Genomic DNA, 25,016 nt, shown 5'->3' with positions numbered 1-25,016 from the left:
CAGAATTTAAAACACACGTTCAGATATTTTGAACGTGTGTTTTTTTATTGTCTTGAAAATAGCGTTGAGGTTGCGTGGGCAAGAGGAAAAAGAAGTCTTTCAGAACGATATTTTTAACTCTGGTTATCCTCTTCATTTGCTTCCTCCTCGTTATGAAATCGATCGAGAAGGCCGGAAGACTCAATAAACCCTCCCATCTCATAAAGCCTCAATACGGAATGGAAAAGGGAAAGACGGCTTTGCGTCCCGAAAAAAAGAGGAGAGATCAGATCGCCATCTTAATCGATGATCTCGGTCCCGACCTGAGAGAATTTCATCGGCTTAGAAACATCCATCCCAATCTCTCTTTTGCGATTTTGCCTTTTCAAACCTATTCGAATAAAATAGCGAGAGAAATTCAATCGAACGGACATCACGATCTTCTCCTCCACCTTCCCATGGAAGCGGAAAGTTCAGTGGAGAATCCTGGAAAAGGAGCCATTTATCAATCCATGAATCCAGATGAGATCATTCGTCAGGTGAGGCTGGATCTCCAAGCGATTCCTGATGCCCAGGGGGTGAACAATCATATGGGATCCAAAATCACCTCGGACGAATCAAAAATGAGGATCATTTTAAATGAGATTAAGACACGAAATCTTTATTTTGTAGATAGTCGTACGACCTCTTCGTCCATAGCCTATTCCCTGGCGGAAAAAATGGGGATCAGGGCCGCCGAAAGGCAAGTCTTCCTGGACGATATCGATCGAGAAAAGGAAATTGGTCAGGCGCTGGAACATCTCGTTCACCTCGCTCATCAAAATGGAAGCGCAATTGCAATCGGACATCCAAGGCAGAATACGATTCGGGCATTGAAGCGTTTTTTGACCCGAGTCGATGTAGAAAATGTGGAGCTGGTGCCTCTCTCAACCTTGCTCAGGTAAAGGAATATAAAAGGTAATATGAATTTACTTGCAATTGAAACGTCCTGTGATGAAACAGGCGTTGCCATATTGAAAGACGGCAGAATCGTCCTTTCCAATTTATTATCCACCCAGGTGGCGACCCATGCCCCTTTCGGCGGCATCGTACCGGAGTTGGCGAGCCGTAAACATATGGAGATGATTCAACCCATGGTGAACGAGGCGTTAAGGGAAGCGGATATCACGGCCTCCGAGCTATCAGCGGTAGCGGCCACCTTTGCTCCGGGCTTGGTCGGCGCGCTGATCGTCGGAGTATCGTTTGGAAAGGCCCTTTCGTTTGCACTGGATATTCCCATGATCGGCGTCCATCATCTGGCCGGGCATATCCATTCTATCTTTCTTGAGAATCCGGAATTAAAATATCCGTTTATCACCCTCGTGGTCTCGGGTGGACATACCAATCTTTATTGCGTTAGAAATGAAGGCTCCTATCAGGCACTGGGTCATGCATTAGACGATGCGGCAGGAGAGGCACTGGATAAAGCAGGAAAAATGTTAAATCTCGGTTATCCGGGAGGACCCGTCATTGACCGGCTTGCGTTGGGGCGAGATCCGGACAAATTTCATTTCCCCCGGGCTGAACTGAAGGGCTCGCTTGATTTCAGTTTTAGCGGACTGAAGACCTCGCTTCGAACCTTTCTCGAAAAAAGAAAGGAAGAAAATATTCAACTTTATTTGCCCGATATTGCGGCCAGTTATCAGGAAGCGATCGTGGATATCCTGGTGAGAAAAAGCATTGCCGCGGCGGTACAATCCAAAGTAGAGCGCCTGGTCATCGTGGGCGGTGTCGCCGCAAACTCCCGCCTCAGAGAGCGAATGAACGAAGAAGGGAAAAAGGAGGGGATTCAGATTCTCATTCCATCGCCCCGGTTTTGCACTGACAATGCGGCCATGATTGCAATGGCAGCGATAGGACGGTATAACAAGAAGCAATACGCTACTCTAGATCTTAATCCGGTTGGGTCCCTGCCGCTTGAATGGGAATTGACATGACTCAAGAATTGCTACGCCCTCTGACGATTGGTAACAGACGAATCGAAAATAACCTGATACTTGCGCCGGTCGCTGGGGTGAGTGACCTTCCCTTTCGAAGGATAGTTAAAGAATTCGGATGCGGACTGGTCGTGACGGAGTTAATCAGCAGCGAAGGGTTGGTCAGGGAAAACAAGAAGACAAAGAGATATCTGGATTCCGTTCCGGACGAAAAGCCCTTATCAATCCAGATTTTCGGCCACCATCCGGAGCCTATGGCGAAAGCTGCTCAATTTGCCGAAGATGCTGGAGGTGATATCGTAGATATTAATTTTGGTTGTCCAGTCCGAAAGGTGACGCGTTCAGGCGCAGGCGCCGGTGTTATGAATGATCCTACTCGAGCTCAATCGATCATGGAAAGGGTTGTCAAAGCGGTTCGGATTCCGGTGACGATGAAGATGAGGATCGGAATGGATGATCAGAATATTTATGCGTTGGAACTGGCAAAGATGGCTGAGGATTGCGGGATTTCCGCGTTGACCATTCATGCCAGAACGGTGGCACAGGGTTTTTCCGGAAAGGCAGATTGGAATTGGATCAGAAAAGTCAAAGAGACGGTTAAGATCCCTGTCATCGGAAATGGCGATATCAACTCGCCAGAAGACGCTGAAATAATCTTGACGAGTACCGGATGCGACGGCATCATGATTGGCCGGGCCGCATTCGGAAACCCATGGATTTTTCAAGAAATCAGGGGTTATTTGGCAACAGGAATTCGTTATCAGGGACCTGCGAATCAGGAGAGAAAGAAGGTACTCCTCAGGCATTTTGAATTTATGAAAACTTGTTACGGGGAGGAACAGGGAACCGTGTTAATGAGAAAACATGCCTGTTGGTACACCAGAGGCCTTAAGGAAGGGGGGGAGTTTAGAGCCGAAATCAACCAGGTGTCAGATCAGTCAGTTTTCAGGGAGACGGTAGAAAAGTATTTTTTGTCCTTGAATCCGGATGAATTAGTCCTTTTATGATCTGTAATTGCCTTTATTCACATCGACTGTGAAAGGCCATATCTTGGAGAAATGGCCTCCCAGAAATTTCGCTTCGGACTTCCATGAGGCGATGATATGGGTCGAATGATCACCATATTCAATCTTTAACTCATCGGGGTCGAGTGGAATTTGAAACTCCACAGCCTTCTTAATCAGAACACTTCTGATGCGATCGCCACTATCACTCGTGGCCTGTGGTTCCATGGCCCTGCTCTCAATTTCACTCTTGAAATTCAGATAATTCATATAGATCGGAACGATTTGAAACGAAGCGTCCAGTCCCACGGCAACCAGTCCTAAGAAAAGGAGAAAGCCGAGCGTGATTTTTCCAGATTGGTTGTTCATACTGTATATTTTACAATAATTTTACAGCAAGTCAAATCGAAGGAAAAGGAAGCGAGATGACGGTGGAGAAGACATAGATTTGAAAGAGTTTAATCTTGACTTAAATAGAGGTTTTTGTTAATTTTTATAACGATTTGTCAATTTTGAAAGGATTTTAAGGATGTCGAAAAAAATAAACTTTGTATTGAAAGTAACGGATGCTAAATTGCTCGATATCAAAAAAGCGCTTGAGGCAAAAAATATAAAACTCGATTCAATTATAGAGGTCTATAAAGAAGAGATTGCCGATCCTTCCGCAGCAGCTCAACCGACAGATACAATAAAGCCGGCCACCCCTCCTCCAGCAGCCCCAAAACCAGCTGGAAGCTCACCCGTCTGACCGTCAAAAATTAAATGACTGGATCCCGGTTCCAGGAAGAACTTCTCTTACTGATGGATCAAAAAGACCATTGGGCCTGGAAACGTTTTACCCGGGCGGATATTACCAAAGCCCAGCTCAAAATTCATTTCAGGCAGGAATATGCCGTTTATGTCCGGGATTTCCCGGTTTTCTTAGGCCGGATCTATTCCAAAAATCCTCCCGGCGAAGTGCGATATGACCTCGCGGAAAATCTCTACGAAGAAGAAACCGGGGGTATTTCAAAGTTCGGTCCGCACCCGCTCCTATTTCTTAAAATGATGTCGGGTCTTGGTTTTAAGAGAACTGATTTCAAAAATATCGAGCTTTTTCAGGAATCCTGCGCCTATCGGGATTGGCTTGATGAAATTACCTTAAATGGAGTATGGTATGAAGCAGCAGCGGTCATCACTATTTTTGTCGAGGGGAGCGTCAAAGATAGAAAAGAGTTGATGGAGAGAGATCTTGATTCCTCTCCGCAAGATACAGAAAAAAAGATATTATCTCACCCCTTGGTCCAGTTTCATGGTGTTTCGCCAAAAGACATGGATTTGATTCGCGCACATACCCTGGTAGAAAGAGGTCACCGGAGGTCGGCCTGGAAAATGGTTCTGGATTATACCGACACTTTGGAAAAGCAGGGAAAGGTCAGGAGCTGTTTGAAAAAATCCCTCGATCTATGGTTGTTATACCGCGAAAGAGTTGCAAAAGAATGTCATTTTAATCCTGGAGATTGAAAATGTTATTAACCCTGGACCAGCATATTATTCAACAACAGAGAAAATTTCCCAAGTCGACGGGAGATCTTTCAGATTTACTCTATGATATTGCTCTGGCAGGAAAGCTTGTTTCCAGAGAGGTCAACCGGGCGGGCCTGGTGGATATCCTGGGATCCGCCGGTAGAATGAATGTTCAGAATGAAGAGGTCCAGAAACTCGATATTTTCGCCAATACGGTTTTCCTTAAAATATTTGAACAAAGCTCAAGGGTATGTACTTTCGGGTCCGAGGAAGATGAACAGGTGGTCAGCCTGGAGCACGACCAGATGTCCGGGAAATATGCGGTGAATCTCGATCCGTTAGACGGTTCTACCAATATCGACGTGAATCTGGCGATTGGAACGATTTTTTCCGTTCATAAAAAGATATCCCCCGGGTCGAAAGGGAGTGAAGAAGATTGTGTGCAAAAGGGGTCGCTTCAGGTGGCAGCGGGATACCTGATATATGGTTCTTCGACCATGCTGGTTTATTCCACCGGGTTGGGCGTATACGGATTTACGCTCGATCAAGGGGTAGGAGAATTTTTTCTTTCACATGATAAAATGACTTTTCCTGAGCGGACAACACTTTATAGCATTAACGAATCAAATAGCCAATACTGGGACCATCCGACGGCGGAATATGTTCAATATATTAAAATGATCGATCCGGCCACGTCCCGTCCCTTGAACGCGAGGTATGTCGGCTCTTTGGTCGCAGATTTCCACAGAAACCTGCTCAAAGGCGGGATTTTTCTTTATCCCGCAGATTCCAAAGATCCAGACCGAAGGGAAGGAAAGCTGAGACTTCTTTTCGAAGCGGCGCCGCTTGCATTTATTGCCCAGCAGGCAGGTGGATATGCTTCGACCGGAAAAGAATCGATACTCGATATTCAACCGACTTCGCTTCATCAAAGAGTTCCATTTATAGTTGGGAACCAGAAGGAAGTGAAGCGATATGAAGAATTTGTTAACAGGTTTTCCAAAAACAGAGTTTAAATTCTCATCCGGAATTGCTCAGAAAGATGAAGATAGGAATTGGACTACAGATGAAACTCCGCGATTATCTTGAAATGAAACTCAAAGGAGATCTAACCTGGCCCCACCTTAATTTTATGGGGCCTGGGGGCAAAGTCCTTGCGGCTACGGGAGAAATAGAACAAAGTGTGTTAAAAAAAGCTTCCTTGAGGAAAACGATAGAATATTATACCCATCTCGATATCGAAGTCGAATTCGAAGGTCGAACTTATTCTACGGCATTTATGTGGGACGACCACCTTCTCCTCAGCTCTTTATTTGAAATTCTTGGAGAAAGCATTGGAAATACGATAGGGGACATTGGGAACAAGGAGATTCTATTCGAGAATTGAATATGGAAGGTCAAGATGATTAAGGTCATTCTCTTCGTAATAGTTATAGCGCTTGGAGCCATGGTTGCTTTAATTGCCTCCCGCCCAGGAACATTTCATTATGAAAGGAGCGGTCTGATCAATATTCCTGCGGAAAAGATATTTCCTTCAGTATAAACTCGATCCAAAAGATCGTGGGACACTGTTAGTGCGATGTGGGTAAATAGAAATAAAGAAATGCCGTTCTTTTCAAGGGAAGATGCGTTTTTTCAAAGGGGAGGCTGGTGGGTTGTCGGACAGTTTACCCTGCTCATCCTCATTCTTACCATCCCGACACCTGACTTTTTAGAAATCTTTCTTTCGCCTTTCTCATTTCACCTGGTTGGCGGCACATTTATAGTAACCGCCACTCTCATTATCCTAATCGGAGTTAAGAGTCTGGGGAAAGGGTTGACGCCCTTTCCACATCCAATTGGAAATGCTCCACTCATTCAGGAGGGGCTCTATCACTTCATTCGCCATCCGTTGTATTTTGGAGTTATGCTGGGAGGATTCGGGGTTTCAATGTGGCGAAGGAATGTATTGGCTGTAGGACTTTCCGTCGTCCTCGTTATTCTTCTTAAGGCTAAGGCCAATCGGGAAGAGGTCTGGTTGATAAAGAAATTTCCCGAATATGAAGTCTATCGAAAAAAAACGAAACAGTTTATACCTTTCATTTACTAAGGGCTTCTTCAAATATCTCCCGTTCTCGTTTATAATGTATTATAAACTTCAATCCCACGGGTATATCATCCGGAACTATAAATGAAACTCTGTGGTCTTGTTCAACAATTGTTTTAACTTTCCAAGTCTTCATAAAACCTCCTGCGATAAATACCAATTCTAAACTCAAATGATACAAATAGATATGGACAAACGAATCACGATCAATGCTTATGAAATTATCACGGGTATTAAAAAAAAATAGATGCATCCGGTGCTTATTAAATAGCAATTATTTTCCCCCTTCTCAAGCACCAACGTTCCTTGCTTCCTACGAGAGTGATCTTTGAAATTCCCGGCAGGAGGTTATTCCTTGCTTTTTATCATGTTTGGAAGACTATAATTAATTGAAGATATAAGAATCCAACAACAACTTTCGTCACATTCTATGAGTGGGTGAACGAAATGTTTAAAGATCCAGTCTGCGGCATGGAAGTGAATGAAGAGACAACCTCGTTTTATACTCATTACACAGGCGGGACTGTCTTTTTCTGTTCAAGACTCTGCAAGGAGTCTTACGATATGTCCGATGAATCGGATCAACGATCTTGGTTGAGAAAATTATTGGACCGAATCATTAACTCAAATGTAAAGGAATTTGGGCGGGTTTCTTCGCAAAATGAATATGAGGGAAGAGCTGAATATCCATTATGTCAACATGAGATTAAAATTCCAAAAATGGATATGACGTTTGATCCGGTCTGCCAAACGGAGGTAGAAAAAGGTAACGCTCCAGCGACTCGGCAATATAAAGGGAAAATCTATTATTTTTGCACTGCCGGATGTGTCAATCGGTTCGATGAGAAACCGGAAATTTATACGGGTGGAATGACGAGTTAAACCTTGAGCTAACAGGAAAGATAAGGGTCTGGAGCTTGCTCAAATCCGCCTATGGCAAAAATTCTTAAAATAATGAGGTGTGATGCCACATAATTCGGAAAGTTTCTTCCTGTAATTTAGAGAAGCTTCAAATAGTGAAAACGCCTTCGACTGCCAATAGCAATCCTCAACTTGAACGAGTTTGACAGTTCCCGATCCGTAAGACAGAGACTTTCATTACCTACGTGCGTTCCTTCGGCAATAGTTTTCGCAGGCGATCTGGAATGAATCCCAATACGGCATTTTCGATTGACTGGCGATTACGCTGATACAACGTCCCCAAATAAATGATTAATATTCCCATAAGAGTTAGGACGAACGGGAACATCAGAGAATCATTGAATACCCGTTGAGCCAGATGTCCCAGATAACCAAACACGCCGACGGAACCGAAAATGATAAAAACGCGGCGGTCCAAAAGAACTGATACAACCACTAATCCGATGTTTATGAGACAATAGAGAAATTTCTGGAGTTCTCCCTGGTTCTCCATCAATGAGAGCCCACCCCAAAAAGCCGTCATGCCGAAGAGGTAGAGCCAGAACGCAAAATCCTTTTTTGTCCGATTGTCGATGAAATAGGATACAAGAAGCATGGCCAATCCAAAATATAGAGATACCCACAGCCTTTGGTTCCAGGAGAAATCGGACTGTCCAAACAATAGGGGGGTCATATCCATTGACATATACCAGAGGGAGAAGGCAACCGGAGCCATCAGGAAAGGGAAACGAATGAACCACAATGTGATGATGCCGACGATCATTGTGCCGACCTCCAGAAGAAACCAGCTTCCTTTTACCCATATATGGTAACCCGGATAGGCGCCAGGATCCCCTTGCGGCCAGATCCCGGCCAGCCGTTCAATTCCATATATGGCAAGCGGTGTCATGCTGACAGCCATTGTAAATAGAAGCCCTCCCGGTATTTTCAAATGTTCTTTCTTCCATAAAGTCCGGCCCGCCAGGTTGAAACAAATCGCATAAATCGCCGATATGACAAATATTCCACCCCCACCAAACTGCTCCCAGGCCCGGGTCATGAACCAACCCATCGCGGAAATAACTGTCATCGCTCCGAAGTAGTATGCAATATTCGCCAAATCGAATTGAGGCCGAACTTGGTCGTTTTCCTCAAGCGCCTTCCAAATTGTTTCGACTTGTTCATTTGAGATCAGCCCGATTGAAGCTTTTTGAAAGGCCTCCTTAGAGATTTTCATGACGGATTGTTCTCCTACTTAATGATATAATTAATCCTCGAATGTGTGGTATTCGGAAAATGCTTATGGGGAAGATTACGAATTCATTCTTGTCTTTTCAGAAAAGGCCATCATGAATCCACTTGATTATCAACGGTAGGATAATTGACGATATTTTAAAAAGCAATTTCTTGTTGTGAAGGTTGTGCTAGCTTCTTTTTATTTCAGAAGAGAGCGAAGGAATGACCGGAACGATCGATATTACTTTTTTAACCCGATCGTAGGTATTGACCGATTTTAGTTTTTTAAAAAGAAAATCAAATTTAGTTTCTAGTGAACTTCCAATTTCCTTCCTGGTGGCCTGCGGGAGATTCCAGATTCTCTCTTTGAAAAATCCGAATCCTTTCTTTCGGGTCTTATAAATAAACTGTTCATCCGTTTCGCCTTTTTTTTGTTCCTCCGAAAGATGATCCCTCAGATACTGATAAATCTCCTCTTTCAGATCTGAAGGGAACTGCGGGTGTTCATACATCAGATTCTGGAATCCGGTCGCGAGATGAATTTCCGATGTTCCAGTTGCGGGGAATCGGTCAAAAGCTTCGTCCGGCAATGTCGAAGCGCCATGCTGAACCGCACCGGAAAGGTGATACTTTTCCCGGGATACACGTGAAAGTGATTTCAAGGTTTCAAAATCAAGTTTTACTTTTGCGACTGTTCCATCTGCAAGCGGTACCCCGCCATGAGAAGTGCCGGTTTGTATACTGATTTTACTAATGCCGGTGGTGACCTGGTAGCGGGAGTGAAGCACTTCGAGATAGTTGTCCATGTAGGCTTCGAGTTCATCAATTGTACTGTTTTTTCCTCCCACCTCTCCGATCTCTCCACCAATGGAAATCGTAATGCCCCGCGGTTCCAAAGATCGGACATGTGCACTTAATTCGGCCGCAAGCTCAAAATTAACTCTTTGCTGTTCTTTAACGGTAGGCTGGTTCAAATCGACCAGAGTCGATGTGTCGATATCAATATTATAAAACCCGGCTTCAATGGCCTCTTGAATCAAGGTTTTCAGTCCCTCGATTTCCTTCTTAGGATCTTCAGAATACTTTTTGGCATTGGCCTGAAAATGGTCTCCTTGAATAAAGACAGGGCCGGTATACTTTTCCTTCATGGCCGCGGCCAGTACGACGACCGAGTATTCGCTTGGAGTCTGCCGGGTGTATCCGATTTCAGATTTTGCTATTTCAAAAATAAAGCTGCCCGAGTTATTTCTTTTCGCGGCCCGGACAATTGCCCTGGCCACATCGAAAGTCATCCCCCTGATATTCACCGCGGGTACCGTATATCCGCTCTCTATACCCTGACCCATCGCTTCATATAAGGATTGAATCGAAGCCGATATCACTTTTAATTCAAGAGCGGCCTTCTTAATGATCCAACGGCAGGTTCCCTTCACTTTTTGATCCGTGTTAAAAACGGCCTGGTAAAGTATTAGGTCCAGGACTTCTTCTAAAAATTTTGTTTGATTGATTAGCGTCAGGTGATTTTCTTCGACCTTAATGGTGTCAGAATAATCTTTGAGAATGTGATCCATGGTTTGAATAGAATTCATGAGATTACTCGCTTATCAAATTGGCCTGAATCAGAGGCGTTTGAGAACTTCCGGCGGGTTCGATCTTGCGGATCAAAGTGTAGGCCGGTTCCAGGACAGGAACTAAAACGGGAGAAGGAGAAGGTGCCGCTGTGGTTCCGCCCGGCTGGGGAGTGACAAAAGAATATCCGCATAGAAAATTGACATCGGCCAGATCCCTGGGATCGATTGGAAATGCACCACAGGGCTTCGGCCTCCCAATATCATATATTTGGCACCGGGCCTGTTCTTCTGAACCTTGAAGAAACACGCACTTGAATACAAGCGTGCAGCACTTGCCGCATCCAAAGCATTCTCCGACTCGAGCGGCCTCGTTCACTTTAACGTATTCCGGATCGAAATAACAAAGGTAAGTTCTTCTGATCTTATTCAAGACCATTTTCCACCACGAGGGCGTTGAAACAGTTGTCTTTATTTTTAAGCGTTTGTTCAGTAAAATCATAATGAATTCCATGGTTTCAGTTAAGAATTTTCTTATCCTAGCATAATAAAAAAACGACAATCAAGGGAATTTAAGCTGGGCACCTATTCTGAGATTGAAATATCGGGACGCGCCATCCGAAAGTTCCAGAACGTATTTGGAAGGAAAGACGGGACCGTATGTCGGACAAGGTTCTCTCCGGCAAGGGGAGAGGGATGAGAGAATTTCTACGATTCGTTTCTTATCGTCCAGCCAAACAATATCGATCGAAAAAGCCATATTTTTCATCCACATTCTATGGGTATCATTGCTTCCGAAGATAAATAGCATTCCTTCGTTCCGGTTTAGCCTAGAAAAATCCATCAGACCTCGTTCCCTTGTTTCGACCGTATCAGCCACGAAGGTTTCGAGGGATCTTCCATCCGGAAGCAGGACCCCTTTCCTTTCGAGAGCAGGTGAAGAGGACAAAAAGAAAGTCATTAAAATGATCGGAAGAAAAAACGAGATAATCTGGGGCTGTTTCACAGCTTGCCTTTAGGAAAAATCATCTGGATTCCTTTTTTTGACAGATTCCATTGCGCAGGAAGCGAATGAGTGACCTCTCCATCAGATTGAACGGGGACAGATTCGTTCGAAGTGGCGGTCACTTCATTGCATAAGTAAAAAGAGAAGTGCGGATGCCTTAAATGAGATTGAAAAAAGAAAGAGATCATAAACCGAAAGAGGCTGTAGAGTCCTTTTTTTTTAAACAGAAAGACTCCGAGTTGGTTGGATTGAAGCGAAAGCGAAGGGGCCAACTTCAGGGAACCGATTTTAATACTCGATTTCAGGACGACCAGACCATAGCAAAAATGGTTTCTCCCGTCCAGTGTGACCAGAATGAGCGGAAAAGGGTATCTCAGGCCCGTAATCTGTGCGACGATTAAATAGGAAAGAAACCCGGTCAGTTTCTTTAATCGAGGATAATTCTGGTCGGTTTGTTGAGCGACATAGGCATTAAATCCCGCGCCGGAAACCAACAGAAAAAGCTTTTCATTGACCAGTCCGGGATAAACAGAAGTCAGGGTGCCTGTTATGAGCTGTTCCATGGCGATAAAAGGATCCATCGAGAAGCCGGCGTCTCTGGCCAGCCCGTTTCCCGTGCCGGTGGGAAGAATTCCGAGAATGGCGTCTGTTCCATATATCGCATTCACCACTTCGTTGATGGTTCCGTCTCCCCCCGCGCAGAGGATCAGTTTGACATTCTTTTCAAGTCCGTTTTTGGCAAAGATTAACGCATCTCCTCCTTTTTTGGTGAACGCAATTTCCAAAGAAGGGAAATGGGCCTGAAGCCGTTTCATTAACTTTGGAATATTTCTCCGTCTGTGGAAGGGCCCGGAATTCGGGTTGATGATCAGTAATGTCTTCAGTTCTCTCATTTCCATCCGGCCGATTATAACTTAAAAGGCTTGAAAAAATCAGCGGGATAATATAAAAATGAGAGCCATGCCATCCACCGAATTCTTTAAAGGAAAGTTCAGTACCCAGAACAAAGAAATATGGGCTATCGGGGGAGGAAAAGGAGGCACCGGGAAGACCTTTTTGTCGGGAAACCTTGCCATCTCTCTTGCCAAAACCGGAAAAAAAGTGATTCTGGTTGATGCGGACCTTGGGTGTGCCAACCTACACACTTGCCTCGGCATCCAGGTATCAGGTGCCACCCTTTCGGATTTTGTCCGTGGAAAAGTGAAATCGATTCAAGAGGTGTTGTTTGAAACGGGAATACCAAACGTCTCCCTGATCAACGGTGCGCAGGATTTTTTGGAAATTGCCAATCCGAAATACCGTGAAAAAATGAAACTGATTCGGCAGATACGAGAACTTGAATTTGACTATCTAATTCTAGACTTAGGGGCAGGAACTTCATTTAATATTTTAGATTTTTTTCTCATGTCGGATGTAGGTATTTTGACCGTATTGCCGGAACCGACTTCCATTGAAAATGTCTATCGTTTTATCAAAAGTGCATTTTATCGCCGCTTCAAAAAAGTGGTTAAAGCACCCGAAATAAAAAACGTCATCACTCAGGCCATGGATCAAAAAAATGACCTTGGAATACGAACGCCTTTCGATCTGATTGAGCAGGTCGAAAAGATCGATCCTGAAGTAGGTAAAAAACTAAAAGAACAACTTTATGAACTGAGACCCAAGATTATTGTAAATCAGGTCCGGTCCAAAGATGACATTACACTCGGGTTTTCGATGAGGAGTTCATGCGCGAAATATTTTGGAATCCAAGTCGAGTACATTGGTTATATTGAATATGACGATAATGTATGGAAAGCGACAAAATTGAGTCGGCCGTTGATGCTGGAATTTCCCTTTTCCAAGTCGGCCCAGGGAATTAACAAGGTTGTTTTTAATCTTTTGAAAAAAGAACAACTCAGTTTTGATTTCCTGGTTAATGGATGAAACGCCCTCAGGATTCCAATTATTACGAACTTCTGGAAATTTCCCAAAATGCAACACCTCAGGAGATAGAAGCCGCATATTCTCTGGCAAGAAAAACTTACAAGGACAAGAACTTAAGTACACGTTCTCTTTTTAGCGAAGAAGAGCGCCAATGGCTTTGGCAGAAAATGGACGAGGCCTATCAGGTCCTCTCTGATCTCGACCGAAGGAAGAGCTATGATATCTTTCTGGAGAAAGGATCCGATTCACCCAATCCCTGGGTTCCCGGCAGAAAAAAAGAAGACTGCGAAATGCCGTTCATTCCGGAGGAAGTTAACGGTCAATTTCTCAAAAACCTGAGGGAAACGAAGGGGACGACGCTTCAAAATATGGTTTCCCAAACGAGAATTGCGATTAACTATTTGATTGCCATAGAAGGAGACCAGTTTAAAAATTTTCCTCCCGAGGTTTACCTCAAGAGCTATCTCAATGAATATGCAAAATATCTCAAGGTCGACGCCAGCAAATTAACGCCGGCCTATATGAGGCATTATCATGCTCACCAGATTAAAAAAAAGTAAATATTTCAAATGCAAATTACCCTGGATTGCAAGAAGACCAGTCGCAGGCTAGAATGCTTTCTCTGAGTATCAGGATCATCTCAGTTAACTCTTCGGCCGTCGAGCAGAGCGGGGGCATCAGTGCAAGAACATTCCCGAGCGGACGAATCAACAAACCTCTCTTTCTGGCCTCCTGACAAACCTGTATTCCCCTTTTTTCTTCCAGAGGAAAGGGATGTTTATTCTTCCTGTCTTTGACCAGCTCAATGATTCCAATGAGTCCTATTTGACGAACATTTCCAACGGGAAGGATTTCATCAAACGTGGAAAGCCGGTCTTTCATCAGACTGATTTTTTCCTGGAGTGTATTCAGGGTCTCTTCTTTCTCGAATATTTCGAGATTGGCAAGTGCCGCGGCACATCCCAACTGATTTCCGGTGTAACTATGTCCATGAAAAAAGGTCTTAAATGCTTCATATTTGCCCAAAAAGGCTTCGTAGATCTTTTCCGTCGTTAAAGTAGCGGCCAGAGGGAGGTATCCGCCCGTCATTCCCTTGGCCACGGCCAGAATATCCGGGTTAACCCCTTCAATCTCACAGGCGAACATCCTTCCGGTCCTTCCAAAACCGGTTGCCACCTCGTCGAGGATCAATAGAACCTGAAATTCGGTTGCAAGGGCTCTGACTTTCTGGAGATATCCGGATGGGAGGACGACCATTCCTCCAGCCGCCTGCACGCCAGGTTCCATGACAATTGCGGCAATCTCCGCATGGTGTTCTTTCAATATCTTTTCGAGGCTCTCAGCACAGGCAAGGTGGCAATCTGGAAATTCTAGCGAAAGTGGACATCGATAACAGGTAGGAGATTCGATTTTATAAGTGGGATAATAAAGCGATTTGAAAAGATCTTGAAAAAGGGGAATTCCTCCAAGGCTCATCGTTCCGATCGTATCACCATGGTAGGCGTTGACGAAGCTGACATATTTTACCTTTTTCGTTAACGCTCCGCCCTGATGCTGCCAATATTGGAACGCCATTTTGACGCCGATCTCAAGCGCAGTCGAACCATTGTCAGAATAAAATACACGCGATAAGTCTTTCGGTGCAATTTGTGTCAGCCTTTGAGCGAGTTGAATAGCGGGAATATTACTTAAGCCCAGAAACGTCGAATGGGAAATCCTATTTAGCTGGTTTTCGATGGCCTGGTTTATCTCTTTCTTTTGATGTCCGTGGATATTAACCCAGAGAGAGGAATAGCCGTCATAATACCTGCGCCCTAATGTATCCCAAAGATAAACGCCTTCTCCTTTCTCAATCACAAGCGGGTCTTCGGACATCCAATCCTGCATCTGGGTAAACGGATGCCACAGAGTGTAACGGTCAATCTCAATCAATTCGCGATGGAAAGAAGGGGTCGTCATATCGGTTTTTAGTTTAAGGAATGTTTCGTAAAGAAGCAAGGGATCATCGATCACTTTACTAAGGAATAGTGATCCATTATAATCATTTTATATGGAAGTTTCTTTAAAAGAGACTGAAACTGATTTTCGGAATAATTTTGTCTTTATCTTATTAAACAAGGAGTGATTCATGTACAAAATGAAACAGATCGGCAAATGGGTCGTGATTTCTTTTTTATTTATCGGAATGGGAATTGTTGCGGGAATTACGATTACTTCCAATTTCAATTTGACTTCTCCTGGCAAGGCAGTCAGCACGGATGTCAAACCCGTTATGACGCCTTCGTTACCCAGTGGGAGACCGGATGTCAGTTTTGTCGAGATTTCCAAATCGGCCACACCTGCCGTGGTGAATATTTCAACAACCCGATTGATCAAGAACGAGACGGGTCCGAATCCTTTTTTTGAAGATCCGTTCTTTCGTCGTTTTTTCGGGGAAGAATTTGGGCGTCAATTTGAACAACCGAAGGAGAGAAAAGAGCAGAGCCTCGGTTCGGGAGTCATAGTTGAAGCGAGTGGAATTATTGTGACGAATAATCATGTGGTGGCAAACGCGGACGAAATTAAGGTTCTCCTGTCCGACAAAAGGGAGTTTAAAGGCAAAGTTGTGGGGACGGACCCTAAAACGGATATTGCGGTAATCCGGATCTCGGCAAGTAACCTCCCGACTATTCCCTGGGGTGATTCGGGCAAAATGGAGGTCGGAGAGTATGTCCTGGCGATCGGGAATCCATTCGGCCTCAATCAGACCGTAACGATGGGAATCGTCAGCGCACTCGGAAGAGCCAATGTCGGCATTTCGGACTACGAGGATTTTATTCAGACGGATGCCGCAATTAATCCCGGTAATTCCGGCGGGGCCCTTGTGAATACGAAAGGGGAACTGATTGGAATTAATACGGCGATATTCTCAAGAAGCGGAGGCTATATGGGAATCGGATTTGCAATTCCAAGCAATATGGCCAAAACGGTTCTTGAAAGTATTAAGAAAGAAGGAAAAGTCGTTCGCGGCTGGCTTGGGGTTTCCATACAGGATGTCAGTCCGAATCTGGCCAAGCAGTTTGGCATCAAAGAAAATGCGGGTGCCCTGGTGAGCGATGTCATGGAAAAGAGCCCTGCTGAAAAAGCGGGGATTAAACGCGGAGATGTGATTATTCAGTTTCAAGATAAACCGGTTGACAACCCGGGTCATCTGAGAAATGCCGTTGCCGAGACACCGGTCGGGGCAAAAGTAAAATTGACGCTCATTCGGGACAAGAAGGAATTGTCAGTTCAGCTGACGATAGGAGAGTTACCCAAGAATCTGACCAAAGGCGGAGGAGAAGGGGAAGAGAAAAGTAATGAAGAAAGCCGCGCAGTGAGCGGCGTCGATGTCTCCAACCTGACAAAAGAGCTGGCACGAAGACTTGGAATACCTTTTAAGGAAAATATGGTCGTGGTTACCAATGTCGAATCCGGGAGTTCCGCTGAAGAGGCCGGGGTTCTGCGGGGAGATATCGTATTGGAAATTAATCGGGTGGCAATCAAGAATAGCGATGACTATGATAATGCGATGAGCCAGATCAAAAAAGGTCATGAACTTCTTTTACTGATCAACCGGCAAGGAAGAACACTTTTTTTAACCTTTACACCCTAAAACGAGGGAGACATCGTTTTTGACGAGTCTGCGGTTTATTGTTATATTTAAAACAGGCATTACTCTATATTAATCATCGGTTCATGAAGAGGTAAATAAGAGCATGGGTGTGCGGTGTGTCATCCTGGAGAGGGGGGTGAGTTATGAAAATTCTACGTCTTATCTATTTATCAGTAGCGGTTCTGGGAGCATTTTATCTTTTTAGTCATTTCTTAAAAGGGAACGGGCAGGGCCTTTCAGCCGAAGAGAGCGCATGGGGATTGGGAGCGGGAATATTCCTTGCCGCTCTCTTATATGGCCTGGAACTGACCTTTCAAAAAATTTCTCCAAAAATTCTTCTCTTTTCGCTGATCGGGCTGTTGGTAGGTTTTGGTGCGGCTCAAACGATCTTTAATATTACAGAGCCCTTTTTTCCAAATGAAACGTCGTTGCTTCTTCTCTGGCATTGGGCTATGGTCATGATTGGAGGATATTTTGGACTGATTGTCGGTCTGAAAACAGGCACCGAGGGATTCCCCTTAAGCTTTTTCTCTAAAAACGAAAATGCAGGACTTAGCTGCAAGATCCTTGATACCAGCGTGATCATTGACGGACGGATCGCCGATTTATGCGAGACCGGTTTTCTGGAGGGGACTTTTATCATTCCTCATTTTATCCTGAACGAGCTTCAACATATTGCCGATTCATCCGACTCGATGAAACGGGCGAGGGGAAGAAGGGGTCTGGATGTGTTGAATCGCATCCAAAAAATGTCTGAACTCGATATTCGCATTGTCGAAGATGATTTTCCAGCAATCAAAGAGGTGGATGATAAAATTGTTGCGCTGGCGAAGCAGATGAATTATAAAGTAATAACCAATGACCTCAATTTGAATAAAGTCGCTGAATTCCAGGGTGTCAAAGTGCTTAATATTAATGAACTGAGCAACGCCCTCAAACCGGTCGTACTTCCAGGTGAGACGATGAAAGTTTTTATTCTGAAAGAGGGCAAGGAATCTGGACAGGGAATCGCCTACCTTGACGATGGTACAATGATTGTCGTGGATGATGCCAGAAGGTGGATCGGCAAGAATGTCGAGGTGATTGTCACCAGCGTTCTTCAGACGACTGCCGGACGGATGATCTTTACAAGATTAAAGGATGAACATGAGCGGGAAGAGCTGAGGGTAGCAAGGTGAACCTCATTTGAAAGTTTCGGCCGTCATTCCAGCGGCAGGATTTGGCAGTCGGATGAAGGCCGGAAAGTCCAAACAGTATCTCCTGCTGGATGGCAAACCGGTACTTTTCTATACGTTGGCACTCTTTGAACAATCTTCAGTTATCGATGAAATCGTTGTTGTGTTATCCAGGGCAGATCGGGATTTAGCCGAAGAACTTATTTTTTCACCTTATTCGTTCAAGAAAATCTCCTCTCGTGTGGACGGGGGAAAAGAACGGCGTGATTCCGTCTTCAATGGATTACAGGCGGTCGATCAGAAGTGCGACTATGTCGTCGTACATGATGGATGCAGGCCATTTGCAACTGATAAGATGATTGAGGAATCGGTCATCGCGGCCCAGAAGTTTGGTGGGGCGATTATCGCACTTCCACTGCGGGACACGTTGAAGCAGGAAAAGAAAGATTGTTTTATTGATAGTACTATCCCTAGAGAAGGCCTCTGGCAGGCTCAAACGCCGCAGACCTTTCGTTTTCCCCTCCTGCTCCAGGCCTATCAAAGGGCATTGGAAAAAGACCTTTCGGTGACGGATGATTCAATGCTTGTTGAGCAAATGGGTTTTCCGGTTAAATTGATTCCGGGTTCGCCATTGAATATCAAAATTACCCTTCCTGAAGACTTGATCCTTGCGGAAATGATATCGAATCATCGAAAAGTGAGCCGGACTTGACCTATCTTTCTCAGCGGGATTCGTGAGAATCGGGAACGGTTATGACATTCATTTGCTCCTCGCAGGAAGAGCCCTGATTCTCGGGGGAATAGAAATCCCGTTTGCGAAAGGACTTCAGGGGCATTCCGACGGGGATGTCTTGATTCATGCCGTAGCTGATGCGATTTTGGGAGCGCTTGGAATGGGGGATATCGGACACTATTATCCGGATACGGATCCCCGATTGAAGGGGATGTCAAGTCTGAGAATGCTTGACGACTTAAAACAGGAACTTGAAAAAAGAATGATGAAAATTGGAAATCTCGATACGGTTATCATTGCCGAAGCGCCCAAACTTGCGCCTTTTACGGCAGCAATGAGATCCAGTCTGGCACAACACCTTGCGACGGAAGAAGCCAGGGTCAACATCAAGGCAAAAACAGGGGAAAAGCTGGATGCGATTGGAAGAGGAGAGGCGATTGCTGTCCACGCGGTGGCCCTCTTAATACCCCTATGATGCAAAGAATTAGAAGAGATTACCGGGTGATTTTCGAAAGAGATCCTGCCGCGGTGAGCCAGTTCGAGGTCCTCCTCACCTATTCAGGATTTCATGCCATCCTGATTTACCGATTGTCCCATCTTCTGTGGAAAATGAATATTCCTTTTCTTCCGAGAGTCCTCTCTCAATTTGCCCGATTTATCACCGGAATCGAAATCCATCCGGGAGCGGAGATAGGAGGGGGGTTCTTTATTGATCATGGAATGGGAGTTGTCATCGGCGAAACCGCCGAAATTGGTGAAAACGTCACTCTTTTTCAGGGGGTGACTCTGGGAGGTACAGGAAAAGAGCGTGGAAAGCGCCATCCCACGCTTGGAGACAATGTCATGGTCGGAGTAGGGGCTAAAATTCTGGGAGGGATTACGATAGGGGAAGGGGTAAAGGTCGGAGCAAATTCGGTTGTTCTGAAATCCGTCCCCCCCCAGTCAACAGTCGTAGGTGTTCCGGGAAGAATCTTGAAATCAAGGGATCCGCGTCCCAATTTGGTTAATATGAACCATGGCGACCTTCCCGATCCCATATCCGAGAGGATCGACGAGCTGGAACTTGAGATTCAGGAACTGCGCAATCTCATACTGGAACGGGCATCGCTGAAAACAAAAAAAGAATCTTCCAGCTGAAGATAGTGCCGGAGCGTTTAATCGGACAAGAGCTTTGAAATATCTTCCTGTGTGATCACCGTGAACTGAAATCCCGTGGCATAGTTCGGTTTAAACTTTTTCGAAGAATTTTGTTCCTGAGACCAAACTGCTCTGGCCGTAAACTCGATCGGTTGATCTTTAACCATCAGCCTGAATTCGAGATGGGTCCCTTCTTGTATCTGCCTGCCTGAAACAAACATAAGCCCACCCCCGCTAATGGTTTCTGTCATGAGAGGAATCCGTTCTTCGTCCGCAACGGGAAGTAACATCCGATACTCTCCTTTGATCTTTTTTTCCAATCTGGGATGCCTTCTGATTTCGGAATGGGCAGATGGGTTGATGGACATGCATAAAAGAGTAACATGAAATGCCAGAATGCGCCAGAAGGACCCGCCTGATTAAAAATTAAAATACAAAAAGTCTGGTATAATAGTAGGTATGGGAGTCTCCTTGGGAACTACGATCTGGAAAAGAAAATATCCGAGAGTCAACCTGGAAATGAGGGGCGATTTTTCTCTGCTTCTTCAGGATATGGAGAAGGAACGCGTTCCTACCCAAATCAAGACCCTGGGAGGGGGCGGGATGATGTTTATTTCGCCGATGCCGCTTTCATTAGGGACACCTCTGCAAATCAGATTATTTCACTGGGCCAATGTGGTTAAATTGAATTCAAAGGTGGTCTGGTCCGAGCCTGTCGTGGAAAACGATTCCACGGAATTCCGGAATGGCGTGCAATTTGATCAAATTTCAAACGAAGCGATGATTCAGATTCGAAATATCATGCTGACCTGGCAAAAGAAATCTCAGGAAACTTGATGCCGTGAGGTGCCAAGATGTATGTGAGAAGAAAATTTCCCCGTTTTTCCGTTTCAGGAGTGGTCGAATTGACGACTTCAGAAAAAAAGATCAGCCTTTCAGGGATGATTGAGAAAATATCCCAGGGGGGAATTGGTGTTTACTGCAATCAGAAGATCGCACGAGGAACGCGCATCTCTATGGAAGTGATTATGTTTACCGGACCGGATACGTCCATCTATCCTTTAACAGGAGTTGTTCAGAATTTCGAAAAGATGGGGGATTCCGGTTTATTGGGGATTCAATTCGATCAAATCATTAACGAAAAAGATCAGCCCGAACTAACTATCTATCTCTCCCTGCTTGAGAAGCAATACAGCAAATATAAAAACGTCCTTTAAATGAGGGCCTTCAGCCTGAAGGCACATCAAGCCAGCTCCGTTTTCCAGTTTTGCGATTTTTTTATCGCATCGAGAACTTGATCCTGAGAAAATCCGGCCTTTTTAAAATGTTCCAGTGTCATTTTGCTAAAACTCCGCTCAAAAAGTTCAGCCAGTTCCAGAATGGCTCCCAGCGTTCCGCTTTTCGTCAGCAGGGCTTCCTTGAATTCATAGGTCAAATTCAGGCTCGCGACGACTTCATCGAGAGAAATGTGATATATGGCCTCCAACAAAGAGAGAATTCCGATCATGAATGCCTGATCAGGGGAGTTTCGATTGGTTTTAAGCTGTGGGTGGCGGATGGCAAGTTGTTCCATAAAAGTCGCCCTGGATCCGGCAAGTTCCACCAGAGGATTTTCCAAACCAGGTTGTTTCTCAGAAACAAAAAGCGCCAGCTGGACCCACCTCTTTAACCGTTGTCTTCCCAAGAGAGCGATGGCATGCCGCACGGTTTCAATCTGTTCCTTAAATCCGAGCGAGACGGAATTGACCAGGAGAAGCAATTTGTAGGTCAGCCCGGGACTGGAGCGAAAGGCCCTTTCTATCTCCTCGATCTCGGAATCGTTCAGCAAAAGACGAATCAGTTTCAGCAGTATCGTTCCTGCTTCATCGATCCGTTTCTTTTCCATGAGCGTTGGTTTGGCAAAATAATATCCTTGAAAATACTCGAATCCCAGAGCATGGCATTGCATATAAATATCCCGCGTTTCAACTTTTTCAGCAAGCAGCTTCACAGGATACTCCCGGAATGATTTGACCATTTCGTCCAATCGTTCCGGAGGGGTCTGCATCAAATCAATTTTGATGATATGGACAATTTCGTATAGTTCCTTGTAAATCGGGTTGAACGAGTGATCATCGAGAGCAAGAGTAAAACCGGCCTCTTTCAATTCCCTGCAGCGTGTGATCAGTTCCGGGGAAATGACAGCCGATTCCAGAAGTTCGAGAACAACCCTCTCCCGGGGCAGAAGTTCAATTGCGTCACCCATCAACATCTTCTGATCGAGATTAATAAAGGCTTTATTTTTCCCGATCATCTGTTCCAGTCCAAAACCGGACAGGGTATTTAAAATGACGGATGCAGAGGCGTGAGTGACGTCGGAAAATTCCGCATGCGTGCGTGATGCGGCAGACCTGAAGAGGAGCTCGTAAGCGATCAGATCTTCATCCCGGTTTAAAATCGGCTGCCTGCCGATTAAATAATTTTCCTCTTCACTTTGTTTAGTCATCATGGAACGAGTCCGAACCCTTCTTGAGTTTGACCCATCAGTTATAGCTTAAATAGGGATGAAAATAAAATAAATTCTGTTCTAATGTGACCCGCGACCATGCGCAGAAGTGAGATCGAGCAGGGGACCGACCGGAACGATCCGGGTTGGGTTAATATCCGGATGTGTCATATAATAATGTCGTTTGATATGATCCAGACGAACGGTTTCGGCAATACCTTTCTGCTGGTAGAGTTCCTTTAAATAACCGATCAGATTCTTGTAGTCCGCGATGCGGCGGATGTTACATTTGAAATGGCCATGGTAAACAGCGTCAAACCGGATCAAGGTTGGAAAAAGGCGCCAGTCTGTTTCGGTCAAGTCATTTCCGAGTAGATACCGATTGCGGGCCAGCCTTTCTTCGATAACCTCAAGCGCTTCAAAGAGCTTATACGCCGCGTTTTCGTATGCGGCCTGGGACGTCGCGAAACCTGCGCGGTAAACCCCGTCATTAATATTCGAATAAATGAATTCATTGAGGAGGTCTATCTCCTGTCGTAAGGGTTCAGGATACAGATCGAGGCGATTGGAAGTCAGGTCAATAAAGGCGCTGTTGAACATTCGCACAATGTCTTCTTCTGAATTATTGAGAATTTTGCGCTCTTTTTTGTCCCAAAGGACCGGAACAGTAACACGCTGGTGAAATTCCGGATCGGTCAGCCAGTATGCCTCGCTTAAATATTTGAATCCGTTAACGGGATCCCTGGAAAATCCATCGCCATCCCGAAATGCCCAACCGAGTTCATCACGAACGGGATCGACGACTGTCATACCCACAATCCCTTCCAGCTCCTTCAATTTTCGGACGATAATGGTTCGATGAGCCCAGGGACAAGCAAACGAGACATAGAGATGATACCTTCCCTTTTCCGCAGGGTATCCTGACGAACCGTCCCGGCTGATCCATTTTCGAAAGAGGTCGTCCTGGCGTTTGAATTCACCGGCCTGATTCTGTTCCTTTGGAAATGCCATCCATCCCCCCTTTTACCAAACCTGTCGCGTAAAAGATGATCGTCCCGCTTTATTTGACAGGGGTCGTGAGTAAAATGAGCCGGGTCCCTGCAGGGACTCCCTCTGACAATAATCTGCAATTCCGCCTGTTTTCTCCGATCATCTTAAGTAAAGATTCTATTGAAGTCAAAATATATTGAACGGGAAGAAGAGAGTCGAATTCATGAGAAAATCAGCAAGATCAGCTACAAGAGTTCGAAAATAAATGTTAAACTGCAAGTATGAACCTATTACCCTTTCAATATGTAACGGAAAAAGATCAGTTGTTAGGAGCGGTCAGGGATCTAAGTGCCTGCTCCGAGATTGGAGTCGACATCGAAGGAGACTCGCTGTTTCATTATCAGGACCGGGTCTGCCTGATTCAAATCACCGGAAATGGAAAAAATTTTATATTCGATCCGCTGCTGCTTGACTCCGTAGAAAGTCTTTCGGTTCTCTTTCAAAACGAGAGGATTGTTAAAATCTTTCACGGGGCTGAGTATGACCTGATTTCTCTGAAACGGGATTTTAAGTTTTCGATCATTTCAATTTTTGATACGGTGCTTGCGGCGCGGGCGCTCGGTCTTAAAGCCTTTTCCTTGCAGCATCTGGTATGGCTTTATTTTAATATACCTCTCGAGAAAACGCATCAGAAAGCAAACTGGTCCAGACGGCCTGTACCGAAAGACCAACTGGAATACGCCTATAAAGATACTTTTTTCCTGCCGGAGCTATATGAAAAATTATCTACTGAGGTAAAAAATAAGGGCAGATGGGATCAGATTGAAGAAGAGTGCCATTTATTGGAGAAAAGAGAGTGGGACGAAAAACGCTTTTCATCAGAACAATACCTTAAACTAAAAGGGGCGAAAGAGCTTTTACCTGATTCGCAGAAAGTCCTGAGAGAGTTGGTCGTGACTCGTGAAAATCTTTCTCGAGAAGTTGATCGTCCTCCGTTTAAAGTGATCTCCAACGAAGATTTGCTTCAGATGGCAACAGGAAGACCTCATTCTCTTGCCGAGCTTAAACTGCTTTTTCCGAGAGAATCGGCGCCCGTCTATCGAAATCCTGCATTCTGGATCAAAGCGATTCATGAAGGTGAACAGAGCCAGATTCCGCTGCCGGTCAAAGCCAAAAAGAACGGTACTCCGCCAACCCCGGAAGAGGAGAAACGGTTTAGCGAGATGAAAAAATGGCGTGATAGCCAGGCTGTCGAAGAAGGGGTCGAACCGGCGATGATTTTGTCGACCGACATGTTAAGAGCGATTTCCAGTAAAACCATTGAATATCCCGACCAGCTCCTAGAGTTAGGCCTCCTGCGGCATTGGCAATTTAAACGCTACGCTGCCAAGATTTGTTCGTTTTTTCCGAAGAGTAAATAGTTCTGGTCTCCATGCCAGATCGTTTTACCTATCCGAAAGCGGATGACATTCCTGGTTCTCCGACAGCGCCGAAATTCATGATTATCGCTATTAAACAATGATGAGGTGGCATCGACGAATTTCGCCGAGTCTCCGCTCGGGAACATCATTCGTTTTCGGAGTTTTTACCATGCTATTTCTCACCTTAGCATAGGAATGTTAAAAGATAAGGAATTTACTTTTTTAGTGCACGATTCATGACGCCATTGCCTCAT

The 25,016-nt window shown here is 45.0% G+C and carries 29 protein-coding genes; 19 read left to right on the top strand and 10 right to left on the bottom strand.

Going from position 1 to position 25,016, the window contains the following annotated elements; translation table 11 throughout:
* The first annotated feature begins 152 nt into the window (after positions 1-152).
* Genes HY200_08545 through dusB form a run of 3 tightly spaced genes read left to right on the top strand, consistent with a single transcriptional unit; the run spans position 153 to position 2,962 of the window.
* Positions 153-923 carry a divergent polysaccharide deacetylase family protein gene (locus HY200_08545; GenBank protein MBI3594993.1) on the top strand — a complete coding sequence of 257 codons (771 nt, stop codon included), beginning with the start codon at positions 153-155 and terminating at the stop codon, positions 921-923.
* A gap of 18 nt (positions 924-941) precedes the next feature.
* On the top strand, positions 942-1,955 hold the full coding sequence (gene tsaD, locus HY200_08540; GenBank protein ID MBI3594992.1) for a tRNA (adenosine(37)-N6)-threonylcarbamoyltransferase complex transferase subunit TsaD: 1,014 nt from the start codon (positions 942-944) through the stop codon (positions 1,953-1,955).
* Positions 1,952-2,962, top strand: a complete 1,011-nt coding sequence (gene dusB, locus HY200_08535) for a tRNA dihydrouridine synthase DusB (protein MBI3594991.1) — start codon at positions 1,952-1,954, stop codon at positions 2,960-2,962. The genes tsaD and dusB overlap by 4 nt, the downstream gene beginning before the upstream one ends.
* On the opposite strand, the gene HY200_08530 is transcribed toward dusB, so the two are convergent.
* Complete coding sequence (locus tag HY200_08530) at positions 2,957-3,328, bottom strand: hypothetical protein (GenBank protein MBI3594990.1); 372 nt, start codon at positions 3,326-3,328, stop codon at positions 2,957-2,959. The two genes, dusB and HY200_08530, sit on opposite strands and share 6 nt — an antisense overlap.
* Before the next feature lie 160 nt (positions 3,329-3,488).
* On the opposite strand from HY200_08530, the gene HY200_08525 reads away from it, so the two are divergent.
* From HY200_08525 to HY200_08500, 6 genes are all read left to right on the top strand, one after another.
* Positions 3,489-3,707: a hypothetical protein gene (locus HY200_08525; protein ID MBI3594989.1), complete on the top strand. Its 219-nt coding sequence runs from the start codon at positions 3,489-3,491 to the stop codon at positions 3,705-3,707.
* A 53-nt stretch (positions 3,708-3,760) separates the two neighbouring features.
* The gene (locus HY200_08520; protein ID MBI3594988.1) at positions 3,761-4,462 is read left to right on the top strand and encodes an iron-containing redox enzyme family protein; all 702 of its coding nucleotides are present in this window, start codon (positions 3,761-3,763) and stop codon (positions 4,460-4,462) included.
* A gap of 2 nt (positions 4,463-4,464) precedes the next feature.
* Positions 4,465-5,481 (top strand): class 1 fructose-bisphosphatase, encoded by a 1,017-nt coding sequence (fbp, locus tag HY200_08515; protein ID MBI3594987.1) that lies wholly within the window; start codon positions 4,465-4,467, stop codon positions 5,479-5,481.
* A 26-nt stretch (positions 5,482-5,507) separates the two neighbouring features.
* Entirely contained in the window at positions 5,508-5,852 is a 345-nt protein-coding gene (locus HY200_08510; GenBank protein ID MBI3594986.1) for a hypothetical protein, read from the top strand.
* 192 nt (positions 5,853-6,044) lie between these two features.
* A complete protein-coding gene (locus HY200_08505) occupies positions 6,045-6,554 on the top strand; it encodes an isoprenylcysteine carboxylmethyltransferase family protein (protein ID MBI3594985.1) in 510 nt (169 codons plus the stop codon).
* 444 nt (positions 6,555-6,998) lie between these two features.
* Complete coding sequence (locus tag HY200_08500; protein MBI3594984.1) at positions 6,999-7,433, top strand: YHS domain-containing protein; 435 nt, start codon at positions 6,999-7,001, stop codon at positions 7,431-7,433.
* Positions 7,434-7,653: 220 nt separating this feature from the next.
* On the opposite strand, the gene HY200_08495 is transcribed toward HY200_08500, so the two are convergent.
* The 5 genes from HY200_08495 to HY200_08475 form a co-directional block, all read right to left on the bottom strand.
* Positions 7,654-8,688, bottom strand: coding sequence for a DUF2157 domain-containing protein (locus HY200_08495; protein ID MBI3594983.1), 1,035 nt, complete (start codon positions 8,686-8,688; stop codon positions 7,654-7,656).
* 187 nt (positions 8,689-8,875) lie between these two features.
* Positions 8,876-10,258 (bottom strand): class II fructose-bisphosphate aldolase, encoded by a 1,383-nt coding sequence (locus HY200_08490; GenBank protein MBI3594982.1) that lies wholly within the window; start codon positions 10,256-10,258, stop codon positions 8,876-8,878.
* A 22-nt stretch (positions 10,259-10,280) separates the two neighbouring features.
* Positions 10,281-10,757: a hypothetical protein gene (locus tag HY200_08485; protein ID MBI3594981.1), complete on the bottom strand. Its 477-nt coding sequence runs from the start codon at positions 10,755-10,757 to the stop codon at positions 10,281-10,283.
* Positions 10,758-10,817: 60 nt separating this feature from the next.
* Positions 10,818-11,261 carry a DUF192 domain-containing protein gene (locus HY200_08480; GenBank protein MBI3594980.1) on the bottom strand — a complete coding sequence of 148 codons (444 nt, stop codon included), beginning with the start codon at positions 11,259-11,261 and terminating at the stop codon, positions 10,818-10,820.
* Positions 11,258-12,154 carry a diacylglycerol kinase family lipid kinase gene (locus HY200_08475; GenBank protein ID MBI3594979.1) on the bottom strand — a complete coding sequence of 299 codons (897 nt, stop codon included), beginning with the start codon at positions 12,152-12,154 and terminating at the stop codon, positions 11,258-11,260. The genes HY200_08480 and HY200_08475 overlap by 4 nt, the downstream gene beginning before the upstream one ends.
* 58 nt (positions 12,155-12,212) lie before the next feature.
* Between HY200_08475 and HY200_08470 the strand changes: the two genes are divergently transcribed.
* Positions 12,213-13,187, top strand: coding sequence for an AAA family ATPase (locus HY200_08470; GenBank protein MBI3594978.1), 975 nt, complete (start codon positions 12,213-12,215; stop codon positions 13,185-13,187).
* Positions 13,184-13,747 (top strand): helix-turn-helix domain-containing protein, encoded by a 564-nt coding sequence (locus tag HY200_08465; protein ID MBI3594977.1) that lies wholly within the window; start codon positions 13,184-13,186, stop codon positions 13,745-13,747. Before HY200_08470 ends, HY200_08465 begins: the two co-directional genes overlap by 4 nt.
* Before the next feature lie 16 nt (positions 13,748-13,763).
* Here HY200_08465 and bioA read toward each other — a convergent pair whose 3' ends face one another.
* Positions 13,764-15,146, bottom strand: a complete 1,383-nt coding sequence (gene bioA, locus HY200_08460) for an adenosylmethionine--8-amino-7-oxononanoate transaminase (protein MBI3594976.1) — start codon at positions 15,144-15,146, stop codon at positions 13,764-13,766.
* 226 nt (positions 15,147-15,372) lie between these two features.
* On the opposite strand from bioA, the gene HY200_08455 reads away from it, so the two are divergent.
* The 5 genes from HY200_08455 (at position 15,373) to cysE (ending at position 19,866) form a co-directional block, all read left to right on the top strand.
* On the top strand, positions 15,373-16,821 hold the full coding sequence (locus HY200_08455) for a DegQ family serine endoprotease (protein MBI3594975.1): 1,449 nt from the start codon (positions 15,373-15,375) through the stop codon (positions 16,819-16,821).
* A gap of 143 nt (positions 16,822-16,964) precedes the next feature.
* Positions 16,965-17,999 carry a TRAM domain-containing protein gene (locus tag HY200_08450; GenBank protein ID MBI3594974.1) on the top strand — a complete coding sequence of 345 codons (1,035 nt, stop codon included), beginning with the start codon at positions 16,965-16,967 and terminating at the stop codon, positions 17,997-17,999.
* Between the two features lie 7 nt (positions 18,000-18,006).
* The gene (ispD, locus tag HY200_08445; GenBank protein ID MBI3594973.1) at positions 18,007-18,708 is read left to right on the top strand and encodes a 2-C-methyl-D-erythritol 4-phosphate cytidylyltransferase; all 702 of its coding nucleotides are present in this window, start codon (positions 18,007-18,009) and stop codon (positions 18,706-18,708) included.
* Between the two features lie 22 nt (positions 18,709-18,730).
* The gene (locus HY200_08440; protein ID MBI3594972.1) at positions 18,731-19,204 is read left to right on the top strand and encodes a 2-C-methyl-D-erythritol 2,4-cyclodiphosphate synthase; all 474 of its coding nucleotides are present in this window, start codon (positions 18,731-18,733) and stop codon (positions 19,202-19,204) included.
* Positions 19,201-19,866, top strand: a complete 666-nt coding sequence (gene cysE, locus HY200_08435; protein ID MBI3594971.1) for a serine O-acetyltransferase — start codon at positions 19,201-19,203, stop codon at positions 19,864-19,866. Before HY200_08440 ends, cysE begins: the two co-directional genes overlap by 4 nt.
* Positions 19,867-19,883: 17 nt before the next feature.
* Here the strand turns inward: cysE and HY200_08430 are convergent, their stop codons facing one another.
* Positions 19,884-20,186, bottom strand: coding sequence for a PilZ domain-containing protein (locus tag HY200_08430; protein MBI3594970.1), 303 nt, complete (start codon positions 20,184-20,186; stop codon positions 19,884-19,886).
* Positions 20,187-20,337: 151 nt separating this feature from the next.
* Between HY200_08430 and HY200_08425 the strand changes: the two genes are divergently transcribed.
* Both HY200_08425 and HY200_08420 read left to right on the top strand, forming a co-directional pair.
* On the top strand, positions 20,338-20,703 hold the full coding sequence (locus HY200_08425) for a PilZ domain-containing protein (protein ID MBI3594969.1): 366 nt from the start codon (positions 20,338-20,340) through the stop codon (positions 20,701-20,703).
* Between the two features lie 17 nt (positions 20,704-20,720).
* The gene (locus HY200_08420; protein MBI3594968.1) at positions 20,721-21,083 is read left to right on the top strand and encodes a PilZ domain-containing protein; all 363 of its coding nucleotides are present in this window, start codon (positions 20,721-20,723) and stop codon (positions 21,081-21,083) included.
* Positions 21,084-21,109: 26 nt separating this feature from the next.
* Here HY200_08420 and HY200_08415 read toward each other — a convergent pair whose 3' ends face one another.
* Positions 21,110-22,351, bottom strand: a complete 1,242-nt coding sequence (locus tag HY200_08415; GenBank protein MBI3594967.1) for an EAL domain-containing protein — start codon at positions 22,349-22,351, stop codon at positions 21,110-21,112.
* Positions 22,352-22,432: 81 nt separating this feature from the next.
* On the bottom strand, positions 22,433-23,362 hold the full coding sequence (locus tag HY200_08410) for a glutathione S-transferase family protein (protein ID MBI3594966.1): 930 nt from the start codon (positions 23,360-23,362) through the stop codon (positions 22,433-22,435).
* A 260-nt stretch (positions 23,363-23,622) separates the two neighbouring features.
* On the opposite strand from HY200_08410, the gene HY200_08405 reads away from it, so the two are divergent.
* Positions 23,623-24,762 (top strand): HRDC domain-containing protein, encoded by a 1,140-nt coding sequence (locus HY200_08405; protein ID MBI3594965.1) that lies wholly within the window; start codon positions 23,623-23,625, stop codon positions 24,760-24,762.
* Positions 24,763-25,016 lie beyond the last annotated feature (254 nt).

The organism is Nitrospirota bacterium, assembly GCA_016194305.1.
In the GTDB taxonomy this organism is placed as follows: Bacteria; Nitrospirota; Nitrospiria; order JACQBW01; family JACQBW01; genus JACQBW01.
This window is presented reverse-complemented; position numbering and strand designations above follow the sequence as displayed.

Bases quoted from the DNA above. Each gene is read 5' to 3' on its own strand.
- HY200_08500 (MBI3594984.1), top strand. From the start codon at position 6,999: ATGTTTAAAGATCCAGTCTGCGGCATGGAAGTGAATGAAGAGACAACC.
- HY200_08450 (MBI3594974.1), top strand. From the start codon at position 16,965: ATGAAAATTCTACGTCTTATCTATTTATCAGTAGCGGTTCTGGGAGCA.
- HY200_08470 (MBI3594978.1), top strand. From the start codon at position 12,213: ATGAGAGCCATGCCATCCACCGAATTCTTTAAAGGAAAGTTCAGTACC.
- HY200_08465 (MBI3594977.1), top strand. From the start codon at position 13,184: ATGAAACGCCCTCAGGATTCCAATTATTACGAACTTCTGGAAATTTCC.
- HY200_08405 (MBI3594965.1), top strand. From the start codon at position 23,623: ATGAACCTATTACCCTTTCAATATGTAACGGAAAAAGATCAGTTGTTA.
- HY200_08510 (MBI3594986.1), top strand. From the start codon at position 5,508: ATGAAGATAGGAATTGGACTACAGATGAAACTCCGCGATTATCTTGAA.
- HY200_08520 (MBI3594988.1), top strand. From the start codon at position 3,761: ATGGATCAAAAAGACCATTGGGCCTGGAAACGTTTTACCCGGGCGGAT.
- tsaD (MBI3594992.1), top strand. From the start codon at position 942: ATGAATTTACTTGCAATTGAAACGTCCTGTGATGAAACAGGCGTTGCC.
- dusB (MBI3594991.1), top strand. From the start codon at position 1,952: ATGACTCAAGAATTGCTACGCCCTCTGACGATTGGTAACAGACGAATC.
- HY200_08490 (MBI3594982.1), bottom strand. From the start codon at position 10,258: ATGGATCACATTCTCAAAGATTATTCTGACACCATTAAGGTCGAAGAA.
- HY200_08530 (MBI3594990.1), bottom strand. From the start codon at position 3,328: ATGAACAACCAATCTGGAAAAATCACGCTCGGCTTTCTCCTTTTCTTA.
- bioA (MBI3594976.1), bottom strand. From the start codon at position 15,146: ATGACGACCCCTTCTTTCCATCGCGAATTGATTGAGATTGACCGTTAC.
- HY200_08455 (MBI3594975.1), top strand. From the start codon at position 15,373: ATGGGAATTGTTGCGGGAATTACGATTACTTCCAATTTCAATTTGACT.
- fbp (MBI3594987.1), top strand. From the start codon at position 4,465: ATGTTATTAACCCTGGACCAGCATATTATTCAACAACAGAGAAAATTT.
- HY200_08505 (MBI3594985.1), top strand. From the start codon at position 6,045: ATGTGGGTAAATAGAAATAAAGAAATGCCGTTCTTTTCAAGGGAAGAT.
- HY200_08410 (MBI3594966.1), bottom strand. From the start codon at position 23,362: ATGGCATTTCCAAAGGAACAGAATCAGGCCGGTGAATTCAAACGCCAG.
- HY200_08475 (MBI3594979.1), bottom strand. From the start codon at position 12,154: ATGAGAGAACTGAAGACATTACTGATCATCAACCCGAATTCCGGGCCC.
- HY200_08415 (MBI3594967.1), bottom strand. From the start codon at position 22,351: ATGACTAAACAAAGTGAAGAGGAAAATTATTTAATCGGCAGGCAGCCG.
- cysE (MBI3594971.1), top strand. From the start codon at position 19,201: ATGATGCAAAGAATTAGAAGAGATTACCGGGTGATTTTCGAAAGAGAT.
- HY200_08525 (MBI3594989.1), top strand. From the start codon at position 3,489: ATGTCGAAAAAAATAAACTTTGTATTGAAAGTAACGGATGCTAAATTG.
- HY200_08495 (MBI3594983.1), bottom strand. From the start codon at position 8,688: ATGAAAATCTCTAAGGAGGCCTTTCAAAAAGCTTCAATCGGGCTGATC.
- HY200_08485 (MBI3594981.1), bottom strand. From the start codon at position 10,757: ATGATTTTACTGAACAAACGCTTAAAAATAAAGACAACTGTTTCAACG.
- HY200_08420 (MBI3594968.1), top strand. From the start codon at position 20,721: ATGTATGTGAGAAGAAAATTTCCCCGTTTTTCCGTTTCAGGAGTGGTC.
- HY200_08545 (MBI3594993.1), top strand. From the start codon at position 153: ATGAAATCGATCGAGAAGGCCGGAAGACTCAATAAACCCTCCCATCTC.